This is a genomic window from Streptomyces sp. DSM 118878 (assembly GCF_052936595.1).
Genome location: NZ_CP193622.1, coordinates 5834698 through 5847818 on the forward strand (window position 1 = coordinate 5834698; position 13121 = coordinate 5847818).

The window sequence follows — 13121 nt, forward strand, 5'->3', positions numbered from 1 at the left end:
GGGTCCCCGTAGGGGCGCTAGGCCAGCAATCCCGAAGACCTCCAGAGCCGCCGGCCGACCCCCCGAAGCACCCCTATGTCGTCCAGGAAGTCCGTGAGCCGCTTGGCCCCGCTCTGCATGACCTCCCTGCGGTGCCCGCTCGCCCGCACCTGCGCGACAGCCTCCGCCCGGTTCAGGCCGACGTTCGTGTAGACCTCCGGGTTCACGAACGCGAGGGAGAAGACCCGCGCCGCCTCCCCGCTGCTGACCCGCGTCAGCTCACGCTCCCAGCGCGGCGCGGTCACCATCTGCCGCCGCAGCTCCTCACGCGCGTACCGCACATGACGGGCCTCCTCGACCACATGGATACGGGTCACACCGCGCACCAGCGTCTGGACGCGCTCGTCGGGGAAGGTGAGCCGCTGCATCCAGTCGAGGATCTCCTCGCCGAGGAGCGTGCAGGCGAAGGAGCCGGGCGTCGTGGAGACGGTCTTCAGGACGCGCGCGAGGTTGTGGTGGAGGCGCGTGACGGGGTATGTCGGCGCCCCGCTCTTCTCGATCACGCGCGCGAACATCATCGAGTGACGGCACTCGTCGGCGATCTCGGTCAGCGCGTAGCGCACGTGCGCGCTGGTCACCGACTTGTCGTAGATGTGCCGGACGAGGAGCTGCATCAGGATGATCTCGAACCAGATGCCCAGCGAGGTGAGGGCGGCGGCCTCGTGCCGGGCGAGGTCGAAGCGCTGCTCCTCGGACATCCGCTTCCACATCGGGGTGTCGTAGAGCGAGACGAGCTCCGGCGGCCAGAACCACTTGCCCTCTTCGAGCGGGGCTTCCCAGTCGAGGTCCCTGTCGGGGTCGAAGGAGTTCCTGGCGGACGACTCCAGGAGCCGGACGGCCACCTGCTCCCTGTCCTTGAGCAGGCCGAGCGCGTCCCGCAGCCCCTGGAGCGAAACGTCTTCCGGCACGGTCGACATGCGGATACCTGCCTTGTCGTCGGAGGTGAGGCGCCGACAGTGGGGTTACCGGCGGTCATCTCTTATGAGACTGCTTGTCAGTAAGGCCGTCAATCCCTCGCGCGCCACTTGTTGACCCCTTGTCCAGGAGCGTGTGAGCCTGCCTGTATGTCGACGCATGAGCTCTACACCATGCCTCTCGGGGAGCCCAACTGGCAGATTCCGTCGGCCGGTTCGGCCCGCCTCAGCTGGGAGTACGACGAAGGGCGCGATCGTCTCCTGGCCCTCTATCAGAAGGGGAAGGACAAGCAGTGGGACGGTGCCACGCGCATCGACTGGGATCTGGAGGTCGACCCGCTCGACGCCCTCGGCACCCCCGACGAGTCGATGTCGCTCTACGGCACCCCGCACTGGGCGAAGATGACCGAACGGGACAAGGGGGAGCTCCGCAAGCACTACACGCCCTGGCAGTTCAGCCAGTTCCTCCACGGTGAACAGGGCGCCATGGTGTGCGCGGCGCGCATCGTGGAGTCGGCCCCCGACCTGGACGCGAAGTTCTACTCCGCGACCCAGACCATGGACGAGGCGCGGCACGCCGAGATCTACGGCCGCTTCCTGCACGAGAAGTTGGGGCTGCTCTACCCCGTCAACGACAACCTCAAGGCGCTGCTCGGCGACACCCTCCGCGACTCCCGCTGGGACATGCCCTACCTCGGCATGCAGGTCCTCATCGAGGGCCTCGCGCTCGCCGCGTTCGGCATGATCCGCGACACCACGACCAAGCCGCTGCCCCGGCAGATCCTCGCGTACGTGATGCAGGACGAGGCCCGGCACGTCGCCTTCGGGCGGATGGCGCTGCGTGACCACTACAAGGAGCTCACGGACGCGGAGCTGCGCGAGCGCGAGGACTTCGTCATCGAGGGCTGCTACCTGATGCGCGACCGGCTGCGCGGCGTCGAGGTCCTGGAGAACTTCGGCATCCCCAAGGCCCAGGCCGAGGAGTACAGCGAGCAGTCCGAGTACCTCGCGCTGTTCCGGCAGCTGCTCTTCAGCCGCATCGTGCCCTGCGTCAAGGACATCGGCCTGTGGGGCAAGCGCCTCCAGGAGGCGTACGTGGACATGGGCGTCTTCGAGATGGGCGACCACAACCTCGACCAGCTCATGCGCCAGGACGAGGAGATCGCCGAGGAGCTGGACGCGGAACGCTTCGCGGCCGAGGAGCACGCGCGCGTGACCGAGGTCGGACAGACCATCGCCGCGGGCGGCCAGGAGTAGCGGGGCGCCGGTCAGCCGGGAGCGGGTCCGCGGTCCGTGGTCGCTCCCGGCTTCAGGGCCGCCTCCATCACGGCCCTGGCGATCGGCGCCGCACTGCCGCCGCCGCTGATGTCCCCGCGGTCCGCCGCCGCGTCCTCGATCACCACGGCCACCGCCACCGAAGGCTCCGGGTCGCCCGGGGCCTGCGCCCAGGAGACGAACCAGGCGTACGGCGTCCCGTTGTTGTCGACGCCGTGCTGCGCCGTCCCCGTCTTGCCGCCGACGGTCACCCCGGGGATGGCGGCGTTCGCCCCCGTGCCCTTCTCGACGACATCCGTCATCATCTCCCGCAGCCGCATGGCGGTCGCCGGGTGCATCGCCTGGCGCAGGGTCCGGTGCCCCGTGGCGCCGACCACGTCGCCGTCGTCCGTGGTCGTCCGCTCCACCAGGTGCGGCATCCTGACCGAGCCGCCGTTCGCGACGGCCGCCGAGACCATCGCCATCTGAAGCGGCGTCGCCCGGGTGTCGTACTGCCCGATGGCGGAGAGCGCGAGCTGCGCCTTGTCCAGGGATGTGTCGAAGTTGCTGCGCGCCACGGCGGAGGGGATGCGAAGGCCCGCGTCGTTGAAGCCGAAGTTCCGTGCGGTGCGCACCATCGCCCGCAGCCCCGTGGCCACCCCCAGCCTGGCGAAGACCGTGTTGCACGACCACTGGAAGGCCTGGCGCAGCGAGGCGTCGGCGCAGCCGTCCACCTCGTTCGTGAGCTGCGTACGGGTGCCGGGCAGGGTGTACGGGTCCGGGGACCTGGTCGGCTCGTCCGGATCCGTCACGGTGCCCGAGTCGAGCGCGGCGGCGGCCGTGACCACCTTGAACGTCGACCCCGGCGGATAGGTCCGGTGGATCGCGCGGTTCAGCATCGGCTTCTCGCGGGCGCGGTTCAGCTCCGCCCAGGCGTCCGCCACCGCCCCGCCGTTCCCCGAGAGCCGCTCCGGGTCGTAACTGGGGGTGCTGACCAGGGCGAGGATCTTCCCGGTCGCCGGTTCGAGCGCGGCGACCGCGCCCCGCCTGCCGCCCAGACCGGAGTAGGCGGCCCGCTGCACCGCCGCCCTGATGGTGGTCTCCACCTTGCCGCCCGGACTCCGCGCGCGCGTCAGGTCGTTCCAGAACGGCAGCGGGGCCAGCATCGGATCGGTGCCGGAGAGGAGGGAGTCCTCGGCGTCCTCCAGGAGGGATGTGCCGTAGACCTGCGAGGCGAAGCCGGTCACGGGCGCGTACAGCGGGCCGTCCTTGTACGTACGTTCGTAGCGGAGCTGCTCCCCGGTGTCCTTGGAGCCGGTGACGGCGACCCCGTCGACCAGGATGTCGCCGCGCGGCTCACCGAAGCGCACGATGGGCACGCGGCGGTTGGCGGGGTCGGTGTCCAGGGACCCGGCGTCGACGAGCTGGACGCGGACGGCGTTGACCAGCAGGGCGACGAGCAGCAGCGCGCAGAACACGGCGGCGTGCCGGATGTACCGGGTCACCGCCCCTCCCGGGCCACGACCTGGCGGCGGGCCGAGTCGCTGACCCGGATGAGCAGCGCCACGATGATCCAGTTGGTGACGACCGACGAACCGCCCTGCGCGAGGAACGGCATGGCCATGCCGGTGAGCGGGATGAGGCCCATCACGCCGCCCGCGATGACGAAGACCTGGAGCGCGATGATCGAGGCGAGCCCGACGGCGAGCAGCCGCCCGAAGGGGTCGCGCAGGTCAAGACCGGCGCGGTAGCCGCGCTCGACGAGCAGGGCGTAGAGCGCGAAGACCGCGCAGAGGCCCACGAGGCCCAGCTCCTCGCCGGCCGTGGCGAGGATGAAGTCGGACTTCGCGGCGAAGCCGATGAGGACGGAGTGGCCGAGCCCGAGCCCGGTGCCGAGCATTCCGCCGGCCGCGAACGCGAAGAGCGACTGGGCCAGTTGGTTGGGTCCCGCGCCCGCCTCGATGGAGGCGAAGGGGTCCAGCCAGTCCTGGACGCGGCCGTGCACATGCGGTTCGAGCGAGCCGACGGCGTACGCGCCGAGCGCCGCGAGCAGCAGGCAGACCGCGATCCAGCCGATGCGGCCCGTCGCGACGTACAGCAGGGTCACGAAGAGCCCGAAGAAGAGCAGCGAGGTGCCGAGGTCGCGTTCGAGGACCAGGACGCCGACGCTCAGCAGCCAGACCGCGGCGACGGGCCCGAGGACGCGTCCGGTGGGGAGCTGGAGCCGGGTGAACCGCCAGACGGTGCGGCCGGTGTAGGCCAGCGCGCTGCGGTTGGCCGCCAGGTAGCTGGCGAAGAAGACGGCGAGCAGGACCTTGGCGAACTCGCCCGGCTGGATGGAGAGCCCGCCGAACCTGATCCAGATCCGGGCGCCGTTCACGGCGGGGAAGAAGATCGGCACGATCATCAGGGCCAGCGCGGCGACGACGGAGAGGTAGGCGTAGCGCTGGAGCGTCCTGTGGTCGCGCAGCAGGAGCACCACGGTGATGAAGAGCGCGACGCCGACGGTGGACCAGACGAGCTGGGCGGGCGCGGCCTCGTCGTGCGGCGTCTGGAGGTCGAGGCGGTAGATGAGCACCAGGCCGAGCCCGTTGAGCAGCACCGCGATGGGCAGCGGCAGCGGATCGGCGTACGGGGCGCGGAGCCGTACGGCGAGGTGCGCGAGGAGGGCGAGCGTCCCGAGCCCGGCGCCGTAACCGACGGCGCCGGGCGGGACGGAGCCCTGCCTGGCCAGGCCGACACCGCAGTAGCCGTACACGCAGAGCAGGACGGCGAGGACGAGCAGGGCGAGTTCGGTGCCGCGGCGCCGGGGGACGCGGACGGCGGGCACCGCGGGGGGTGCGGGGCCCGCTCGTGTTCCGGTCATGCCGGGAACGTAGCAAGCGACAAGCCCTGAAGTCCGCTTATGTCGGCTATGTCGGCCGGATGGGGTGAGGTGGCGTCAGCACCAGCGCGGCACCTTGCCGATGTTGGCGATGTAGTGCGCGGAACCCCACGCCCACGTGCCGTCGGTGAGCAGGTACCAGAGGTTGTTGTTGCCCACCCGGTCACCCCGCGTCTTGCAGTAGATGGTGACCACCTTGCCGTACGGCACGCTGCGGATCACGCGGCTGCCGCGGTTGGGGGCGTTGCGGAGCAGGAGGCCGGACTTGGCGATGACGCGGCCCTTGTAGACGGGCGCCTTGCTGTCGGCGCCGTCCGCGGCGACGGCGGGTCCGGCGACGGCGGGTCCGGTGAGGGTGAGGGCGGTGAGGGCGCCGCCGGCGACGAGTATGCCGAGCCGGGTGGCTGTGGTCCGCAGGGGCATGGGTTCTCCTCCGAGGGGAGCGAACGGGGCGGCCTTCGGCGCGTGCGCGTGAGCCGCGGGTGGGGGCGGCTCCGGGAACTGCGCATAAGCCGCAACTCACAGTAAAAGCGGCACGGAGTGTGCGCAAAGGCTCACGCCGCGCCGTCACGCCCGTCCTCGCCGGGACCGCCCTCACCAACAGACTCGCCGGCCCCCGCCTCGCCGGCCCCCGCCTCGGCGGCCGACTCCTCGTAGGGCAGCCGCAGTGTCGCGAGGGCGCCGCCGTCCGCCGCGTTGGCGAAGGTCAGCCGGGCGCCGAGGACCCCGGCCTGGCCGAGCGCGATGGTCAGACCGAGGCCGTGCCCCTGGGTCGTGCCCTCGGTCCTGAAGCGCTGCGGGCCGTGCTCCACGAGGTAGTCCGGATAGCCGTCCCCGTGGTCCCGCACGGTGACCACCGGCCCGTCGACCGAGACGAGCACCGGCGCCCGCCCGTGTTTGCGGGCGTTGGCGACGAGATTGCCGAGGACTCGCTCAAGGCGCCGCCGGTCGGTCTCCACGGTGACGTCACGGATGACGACCAGCTCCGCCCCCTCGCCGGAACCCCGCACCACACGCTCCGCCAGTGGAGCGAGCCGGTGCGCGTCGAGGTCCACCTGCTCGCTCCTCGCGTCGAGCCGGGAGATCTCCAGGAGGTCCTCGGTCAGGGTGCGCAGGGCGGCCACCCGGTCCCGCACCAGCTCGGTCGGCCGCCCCGGCGGCAGCAGCTCCGCCGCGGCGTGCAGCCCGGTCAGCGGCGTACGCAGCTCATGGGCCACGTCGGCGGTGAACCGCTGCTCGCTCAGGAGTTTGCCCTGGAGCGAGGAGGCCATGGTGTCGAGCGCCCCGGCGACCGCGGCGACCTCGTCCTGACGGCGTGCCGGCTCCCTGGTGCGGAGGTCGTTGACGCGGGCGTCCAGATCCCCGCCGCTGATCTTCCTGGCGACCTGTGCCGTCAGATGCAGCCGCCGGGTCACGCGGGTCACGGCGAACGCGCCGACCAGCAGCGTCGCGCCGATCGCGAGGACGGAGGAGCCGAGGATCGCCCGGTCGAGGCCGTCGATGGTGCGGGCGCCCTGCGCGTAGTCCACCTGGACGGCCAGCGCCCGGCCCCCGTCCGCGGGCCCGGCGGCCCACACGGTCGGCCGCGACTCGTGGGAGGCGACCATCGTGCCGCGATCGCCGTCCACCGCGAGCTCCCGCAGGCGCTCCGGCAGCCCCGCCGGGTCGATGCCCGCGCCGGGCCCGAGCCGGTCGCCCGCCTCGTACCGCTCGGTGACCTCTTCGAGGCGTGAGAGCGCGCGCTCACGTGCCTGGCCGACGGTCTGGTCGGTCACCGAGACGTGCACGAGCGCGCCGAGCAGCGCCGCGAGCGCACAGCACATGACGGTGATGAAGACGGCGGCCTTCCAGGTGAGCGACGCCGTCCAGGCGGGGAACCGCGGCCCGCGCGGCTGCCGGTGGCTCATCGTCCGCCGCTCCCCGACGGCGCCGGCGTGGCGCCGGGACCCACCGAACGGGAGGGGTGCGGCGTCCGCGCGCGGTGCGCGTCCGCGGCCCGCACGATCTCGTCGCTCGTCGGCAGCATCGCCTTCTGATGGGCGTCCCAGGACCAGACCGTGTGGTACTCGTACCCCGCGAGGCTGGAGACGGCGCGGATGATCAGGTCGCGCCCGGCCAGCTCGACCCCGAGCACGGCGTCGCTCATCTCCATGATCTGCGTGAGCTGCCGCTCCTCCTCGGCGTACACCCGGACGTCGAGATTGTCGTCGGGCATCGAGACGCCGACGATCAGGTCGTCCTTGTCGTCGCCGGTCAGGTCCCGGTAGTACGCCTTGAGCACCGGACACCGCTCCCGGGTGCCGGAACTCTCCGCGGCGCAGTCCGCAAGACGGGCGAGGGTCTTCCGGTAGGCGGTGTCGGAGTTCTCGTACGTCCCCGGGTTCTCCTCGAAGTCCGCGCGGACGACGTCCACCGGGTCCACCTTGCGCAGATCACCGCCGGGCACCTCGACGCCCTTGACCTTCACCGCCTCTATGGCGCCGTAGTCCTCGGCGGGCGCGGACGGCGGCGGCAGGTCGGGCCAGAGGCGCGTGGGGCTCTGGGCGGTGGGCGTGGGACCGGCGCCGCGCAGATCGCCCGGATCACCGCAGCCGCCGGCCAGCAGGGCGGCGACGGTGACGAAGGCGGCGGCGAGCGCGGTCCTGCTGCGGTTCACTGCACTCCTGCCTGCCGCGCGGCGCGGCCTGTCGTGGCACCAGGCCTGCCGTCACGTCGTCCGGCCGGCGTAGAGGTCGATGTTGTCAGAGCGGTGCCCGCCCGCCGTCGGCCGCCGCGGGTGAGCAGGCGACGCGGGTCAGGCGCTCGCCGCATACACCTTATTGGGGGTGAAGTCCCTCTTGTCCACCTGCCGGCTCTCCCGCGGCGGGAGCGACACGCCGCCCGACCGGCCGAGGCCGGCGCGAACACGCCTCAACTCCGGCTGTGCGCCGCCGGGTTCTTGCCCCGGCGGCGCACGGCCTGTTCCCATGGTCGAGGGGTGATGCGGCATGAGCGGACTGCGCGTCGTACCGGCCTGGCGGCACGGGCAGGAGCGGTTGTACGTCCTTGGCGCGGACGGCAGGAGCGTGGCGTGGTACGACCGTGACTCGTCCCGCGTCAACCTCATCGGCGCGGACCGTGAAGAGGACGTCCTGCGGGCCCTCGCACCCTTCCTGACCGGCCACGTCACGGCCGGCCCGCCGCCGCTGCCGACCCCCGCCGAGATGGCCGGGCTCGCGCTCCACCCGGACGACGACCTCGCCCCCAACCGCCCCGGCGAGGCGCTGCACATCGCCCTGGAACGCGAGGCCCTGCCCGCCCGCAAGCTGCGCTCCGACGCCCGCCACCGCGCGCTCACCGCCGAGCGGGCGGTCGGCGAGGCGCTCGACGAGCTGGAAGGGGCGGGCTGGCGGGTACTGCACTCGGTGCCGCTGCCCGGCGGCGCCCGCATCCACCACCTGCTGATCGGCCCCGGCGGCCTGTTCTGCGTGGCCACCCTCGCCGCGCGCAGGCGCCGGGTGCGCATCGCCGACCCGATGGTCACCGTCGGCCGGGGCGAGCCCGCCCCGCTGCTGCGCACGCTCCGCTCCGACGCGGGCCGCGCCTCCTTCGCGCTGACGGCCGAGGTCCGCCCCGTCCTGGCGCTCGCGGGCACGGGTACGGCCGATCTGGACGTGGCGGCGCCGCCACGTGACGTGCGGGTGCTGCGGGAGGGCGACCTGACCTCCCTCGCCCGCCTCGGCGGCCAGCTCAAACCGGCCGATGTGGAGGCCCTGCACGCCCTGGCCAGGGACCGCCACACCTGGCGGCGCGTCTGAGACGTCCCCTCGGAGCCCAGGCTCTCAGGGCCTGTGTCATAACCCCGGCCGGGCGCGCGACGCCTGGCACGCACGCTCGCGGCGTTGCCAAAACGCCCTAGTAGCTCCGCTACGAGGGCGCTCCGGCGCCTTGCGATCGCACGCACCAGACGCCGCGCGCTGATCCGACCGGGGTTATGACACAGGCTCTCAGCCGCCGGTCACACTCACAGGTTGTCCCCCCAGCCGCCCTGGATCATGGTCTGGAAGCCCCAGGCGCCGCCGCGCCTGATCAGGATGTCCGCGTACCGCAGACGCTGTGTCCCCTCGTCCGTCGTCATCACCGAGTCGGTGAACACGACGGCCATGGCGGGGGAGAGGAAGACGGGGGTGCGGGTGGACTCGAAGGTGATGTCCGCGCTGCCGTCCCCCATCACGTGCGTCATCGTCCGCACGAACTGCTCCCGGTCCCACTGCGCCGCCCGCCCGTCGCCCGCGGAGTCGTCGCTGACCAGGTTGAGCGGGAAGACGGCCAGGTCGGCCATGCGCTCCACATCGCGCTTCGCGCTGTGCGCGTCGTACTCGGCGAACCAGGCGTCCAGGCTCGCGCGGTCCTCGTCGGTCGGGACGTATCCGGTCTCGGGCAGAACGGTCATGCGGTCTCCTTCGTACGGGGAGGTCAAGTTTGACTAATGGCAGAGAAGGTATGCCTCGCGAGGCTACTAGTCAAACTTGATTAAGCGTGATGCCGGTCACACGCACCGTGCGCCGGTGTCCGCCCGCTCAGCGGAAGCGGACCACGACCGCCGTCGCGTGCCGCGTCGTGTTCTGCCGGACCTCGACCAGCACCACCGGCTCCTCGGGCATCGCCGCGTACGTGACCTCGCCGATGCCGATCGCCGTGGCCGTCCCCTCGCCCACCGGGTCCGGCAGTGCCTGGGCGGCCTCCGAGCGCACCGCGGGGGAGAGCGGCGAGGACACCACGGGCGTGCCGTCGCCGGGCAGGGCGAGGACCAGGGCCTGGGGCCGCGCGGGGCTTCCGGTGCAGCCGATCACCACGGCGTCCCGGGTGTCGCTGTGCCGCAGCTTCAGCCACGCGCGCGTGCCGCTGCGGTACGCCCCGTCGAGCCGCTTCACCACAAGCCCCTCGACGCCGGTCGCCGGCAGCGTCTCGTACCAGGTCAGGGCGAGATCGCGGTCGGTCGTGGACGGCACCGCCTGGAGCGGCGGCCCCCAGGGCGCGAGCAGCCGTACGAGGCGGGCGCGCCGCTCCTCGTACGGCAGGCGGCGGCAGTCCTCGCCGCCCTCCGCCAGCAGGTCGAAGGCCGCGTACGAGGCGGGCAGGGTGCGCGCGAGGACGCCCGCGCGCATGCGGGTCGCCGCCGCCCGCTGCTGCACGGCGGCGAAGTCGATGCGCCCGCCGGACCAGACCACGACCTCGCCGTCGAGGACGGTGCCCGCGGGCAGCCGGGCCGCGGCGCGCTCCAGGTCGGGGAAGGCCGCGGTGACGTTCCGTCCGGAGCGGGCCTGGAGCGTCACCTGCCCCGCCTCGTCCAGGAGGACGACCATGCGGTGGCCGTCGAACTTGGGCTCGTAGGCCCAGCCGTCCCCCTCGGGCAGCGCGGTCACGCCTTCCGCCAGGGCGACCCGTACGGGCCGGCGCAGGGTCACCGCGCGCTCCCCGCGGGCAGCGCCCTGGCCCGTCTGCCGTCGAAGAGGGGGGCCAGCAGGTCGCCGCCGTGCTCGGCGACGCGGGCCGCGATGTCCCCCGCGGTGAACAGGAGCTGCCCCGGCTCCTCGCACGCCTCGACCTCCTCCCAGGTCACGGGCGCGGAGACGGTCGGCTCCCGGCGGGCCCGCAGCGTGTAGGGGGTGGCGGTCGTCTTGGCCGCGGCGTTCTGGCTGAAGTCGACGAAGACCTTGCCCGGGCGCAGGCTCCGCGTCATGCGGTGCACGACGAGTTCGGGGAACTCCTGCTCGGCCTCGACGGCGAGGGCCTTCGCGTACGCGGTGACGCGCTCCGAGGGCGTCGGTTTCAGCGGTACGAGCAGATGGAGGCCCTTGCTCCCGGACGTCTTCGCGTACACGTTGAACCGGTCGGCCCGCAGCCGGTCGCGCAGCCAGAGCGCGGCCCGGCAGCACTCCACGATCGTGGCCGGGGGGCCCGGGTCCAGGTCGAGCACGAGCCGGTCGGCCCGCGCGGGCGCTTCGGCCCGCCACTGCGGGGTGTGGAACTCCGTCACCGTGTTGGCCGCCCACATCAGCGAGGCCAGGTCCTGTACGAGGACCTGGCGGGTGTTGCCCGCGGAGCGCGGTACCTCGGCGGTCGGCAGCCAGTCGGGGGCGCCCGGCGGCACGTTCTTGGCGAAGAAGCTCTGCCCGTCGGGCCCGTCGGGGTAGCGCAGGAAGGAGACGGGGCGGTCGCGGAGGTGGGGGAGGAGGACCTCGGCGGTGGCCGCGTAGTAGTGCAGCACCTCGCCCTTGGTGAAGCCGCTCGCGGGATAGATGACCTTGTCCAGGTTGCTGAGCGAGAGCCTTCGCCCCTCCACCTCTGTGATCGGCGTCATACGATGAGAGTCGCACAAAACGTGCATGAACCATGACGAAACCCTCGACGCGGAATGAGAGGTGCCGGACGTGCGGTCGATCTGGAACGGCGCGATCTCCTTCGGTCTGGTCAGCATCCCCATCAAGCTGGTGAACGCCACCGAGAACCACTCGGTCTCCTTCCGCCAGGTCCACGCGGAGGACGGCGGCCGCATCCGCTACCGCAAGGTGTGCGAGGCGGAGGACCGCGAGGTGACGTCGGCGGAGATCGGCAAGGGCTACCAGGACGCGGACGGCTCGATCATCCCGATCACGGACGAGGACCTGGCCGCGCTGCCGATCCCCACGGCCAAGACGATCGAGATCGTCGCCTTCGTCCCCGCGGACCGCGTCGACCCGCTCCAGATGGACACCGCGTACTACCTCTCGGCCAACGGCGTGCCCGCCACCAAGCCGTACACGCTGCTGCGCGAGGCACTCAAACGGAGCAACAAGGTCGCCCTCGCGCGCTACGCGCTCCGCGGCCGGGAGCGGCTCGGCATGCTGCGCGTGGTCGACGACGTGATCGCCATGCACGGGCTGCTGTGGCCCGACGAGATCCGGCAGCCGGAAGGGGCGGCGCCCGATGCCCGCGTCACGGTCCGCGACGCCGAACTCGACCTGGCGGACGCCCTGATGGACACCCTCGGCGAGGTCGACATCGCCACGCTCCACGACGACTACCGCGCTGCGGTCGAGGAACTCGTCGCCGTGAAGGCGCAGGGCGGTACGACGACGGAGCGGGCCCCCGCCGCCGACGCGGACGGCGGCAAGGTCATCGACCTGATGGCCGCCCTGGAGAACAGCGTCCGGGCGGCGCGATCGGCCCAGGGCGGGGGCGGCGGATCAGGGGCGCCCCGGGAGGACGGCTCGGTCGCGGAGGTGACCCGGCTTCCGGCACGGCGCGCCAAGAAGACGGCTGCGGGGAAGGCGGCTGCGGGGAAGGCGACTGCGGGGAAGGCGACTGCGGAGAAGGCGGCTGCGGGGAAGGCGACTGCCTCCGGCGGGAAGGCGGGCGGAAGCAAGACTCCCGCCCGCAAGACGGCGGCCGGGAGCAAGGCCTCCGCCAAAGGCGCCCCCGCCAGGAAAACCACCGCCAAGAAAGCATCCGGGAATAAGGCGACCGGAAAGGACGCGGCTCCGGCGAAGAAGGGCGCCGCCAAGCGCCGCACCTCGGCGTGACGCCGGAGAGAACCCGGGGCACTCCGCCCCGCGGTTGACGCGGAACGGCAAACTGCAAAGCCCGGAGCGCGGGGGCGGGGGCCGCCACGGACGCGGCGCGGAGCGGGCCGGATTTGACCCGTCCCTCAATTTGGTCAAAACACACACTCTCCCCCCTCCTCCACCTTGTGATCAATGTCACAAAGCCTTGATGGAATTGCGTCCTCCGCGCGAGGATTCCTGCGGACACAAAGGGATTCTTTGGGATTACCGGGGGGTTTAAGGTAAATGGCGGGGAATCCATTCGAAGATGAGGGTGGTCAATATCTGGTGCTCGTCAATGGCGAGAACCAGCACACCCTTTGGCCCGCGCGGCTCGACGTGCCCGCAGGCTGGAATGTGGCACAAGAGGCGAGTTCACGGGCCGATTCGCTGGCTTATGTGGAGCAAAACTGGACTGACATGCGTCCGGCGAGCCTGATATCCGGCTCCTGACATGACCGCGGG

13 protein-coding genes are annotated in these 13121 nt (G+C 71.9%); 4 read left to right on the plus strand and 9 right to left on the minus strand.

Features of this window, described 5'->3' with window-relative positions:
- Nucleotides 1–17 precede the first annotated feature (17 nt).
- A complete protein-coding gene (locus tag ACRAKF_RS26085; protein WP_447039975.1) occupies nucleotides 18–956 on the minus strand; it encodes an AurF N-oxygenase family protein in 939 nt (312 codons plus the stop codon).
- Between the two features lie 147 nt (nucleotides 957–1103).
- Here ACRAKF_RS26085 and ACRAKF_RS26090 point away from each other — a divergent pair, with 147 nt between their 5' ends.
- Nucleotides 1104–2210 (plus strand): ferritin-like domain-containing protein, encoded by a 1107-nt coding sequence (locus tag ACRAKF_RS26090; RefSeq protein ID WP_447039976.1) that lies wholly within the window; start codon nucleotides 1104–1106, stop codon nucleotides 2208–2210.
- 11 nt (nucleotides 2211–2221) lie between these two features.
- On the opposite strand, the gene ACRAKF_RS26095 is transcribed toward ACRAKF_RS26090, so the two are convergent.
- From ACRAKF_RS26095 to ACRAKF_RS26115, 5 genes are all read right to left on the minus strand, one after another.
- Nucleotides 2222–3712, minus strand: a complete 1491-nt coding sequence (locus ACRAKF_RS26095; RefSeq protein ID WP_447039977.1) for a peptidoglycan D,D-transpeptidase FtsI family protein — start codon at nucleotides 3710–3712, stop codon at nucleotides 2222–2224.
- A complete protein-coding gene (locus tag ACRAKF_RS26100; RefSeq protein ID WP_447039978.1) occupies nucleotides 3709–5073 on the minus strand; it encodes an FtsW/RodA/SpoVE family cell cycle protein in 1365 nt (454 codons plus the stop codon). Before ACRAKF_RS26100 ends, ACRAKF_RS26095 begins: the two co-directional genes overlap by 4 nt.
- 75 nt (nucleotides 5074–5148) lie before the next feature.
- Complete coding sequence (locus tag ACRAKF_RS26105) at nucleotides 5149–5514, minus strand: SH3 domain-containing protein (RefSeq protein ID WP_447039979.1); 366 nt, start codon at nucleotides 5512–5514, stop codon at nucleotides 5149–5151.
- A 131-nt stretch (nucleotides 5515–5645) separates the two neighbouring features.
- The gene (locus ACRAKF_RS26110) at nucleotides 5646–6998 is read right to left on the minus strand and encodes an ATP-binding protein (RefSeq protein WP_447039980.1); all 1353 of its coding nucleotides are present in this window, start codon (nucleotides 6996–6998) and stop codon (nucleotides 5646–5648) included.
- Nucleotides 6995–7747, minus strand: a complete 753-nt coding sequence (locus ACRAKF_RS26115; protein ID WP_447039981.1) for a hypothetical protein — start codon at nucleotides 7745–7747, stop codon at nucleotides 6995–6997. The genes ACRAKF_RS26110 and ACRAKF_RS26115 overlap by 4 nt, the downstream gene beginning before the upstream one ends.
- A 331-nt stretch (nucleotides 7748–8078) precedes the next feature.
- On the opposite strand from ACRAKF_RS26115, the gene ACRAKF_RS26120 reads away from it, so the two are divergent.
- Nucleotides 8079–8888 carry a nuclease-related domain-containing protein gene (locus ACRAKF_RS26120; RefSeq protein WP_447039982.1) on the plus strand — a complete coding sequence of 270 codons (810 nt, stop codon included), beginning with the start codon at nucleotides 8079–8081 and terminating at the stop codon, nucleotides 8886–8888.
- 206 nt (nucleotides 8889–9094) lie between these two features.
- Here the strand turns inward: ACRAKF_RS26120 and ACRAKF_RS26125 are convergent, their stop codons facing one another.
- The 3 genes from ACRAKF_RS26125 to ligD all read right to left on the minus strand — a co-directional run bounded on the left by ACRAKF_RS26125 (nucleotide 9095) and on the right by ligD (nucleotide 11434).
- Nucleotides 9095–9523, minus strand: a complete 429-nt coding sequence (locus tag ACRAKF_RS26125) for a nuclear transport factor 2 family protein (RefSeq protein WP_447039983.1) — start codon at nucleotides 9521–9523, stop codon at nucleotides 9095–9097.
- Between the two features lie 127 nt (nucleotides 9524–9650).
- Entirely contained in the window at nucleotides 9651–10538 is an 888-nt protein-coding gene (locus ACRAKF_RS26130; protein WP_447039984.1) for an ATP-dependent DNA ligase, read from the minus strand.
- Nucleotides 10535–11434 (minus strand): non-homologous end-joining DNA ligase, encoded by a 900-nt coding sequence (gene ligD, locus ACRAKF_RS26135; protein WP_447039985.1) that lies wholly within the window; start codon nucleotides 11432–11434, stop codon nucleotides 10535–10537. The genes ACRAKF_RS26130 and ligD overlap by 4 nt, the downstream gene beginning before the upstream one ends.
- 70 nt (nucleotides 11435–11504) lie before the next feature.
- Between ligD and ku the strand changes: the two genes are divergently transcribed.
- Nucleotides 11505–12635: a non-homologous end joining protein Ku gene (gene ku / locus ACRAKF_RS26140; protein WP_447039986.1), complete on the plus strand. Its 1131-nt coding sequence runs from the start codon at nucleotides 11505–11507 to the stop codon at nucleotides 12633–12635.
- A 267-nt stretch (nucleotides 12636–12902) separates the two neighbouring features.
- On the plus strand, nucleotides 12903–13109 hold the full coding sequence (locus ACRAKF_RS26145; protein WP_447039987.1) for an MbtH family protein: 207 nt from the start codon (nucleotides 12903–12905) through the stop codon (nucleotides 13107–13109).
- Nucleotides 13110–13121 lie beyond the last annotated feature (12 nt).

Coding starts and splice junctions, on each gene's coding strand:
- ACRAKF_RS26100 (WP_447039978.1), bottom strand. CDS start 5,073: ATGACCGGAACACGAGCGGGCCCCGCACCCCCCGCGGTGCCCGCCGTC.
- ACRAKF_RS26120 (WP_447039982.1), top strand. CDS start 8,079: ATGAGCGGACTGCGCGTCGTACCGGCCTGGCGGCACGGGCAGGAGCGG.
- ACRAKF_RS26145 (WP_447039987.1), top strand. CDS start 12,903: ATGGCGGGGAATCCATTCGAAGATGAGGGTGGTCAATATCTGGTGCTC.
- ACRAKF_RS26090 (WP_447039976.1), top strand. CDS start 1,104: ATGTCGACGCATGAGCTCTACACCATGCCTCTCGGGGAGCCCAACTGG.
- ACRAKF_RS26085 (WP_447039975.1), bottom strand. CDS start 956: ATGTCGACCGTGCCGGAAGACGTTTCGCTCCAGGGGCTGCGGGACGCG.
- ACRAKF_RS26125 (WP_447039983.1), bottom strand. CDS start 9,523: ATGACCGTTCTGCCCGAGACCGGATACGTCCCGACCGACGAGGACCGC.
- ACRAKF_RS26105 (WP_447039979.1), bottom strand. CDS start 5,514: ATGCCCCTGCGGACCACAGCCACCCGGCTCGGCATACTCGTCGCCGGC.
- ligD (WP_447039985.1), bottom strand. CDS start 11,434: ATGACGCCGATCACAGAGGTGGAGGGGCGAAGGCTCTCGCTCAGCAAC.
- ACRAKF_RS26110 (WP_447039980.1), bottom strand. CDS start 6,998: ATGAGCCACCGGCAGCCGCGCGGGCCGCGGTTCCCCGCCTGGACGGCG.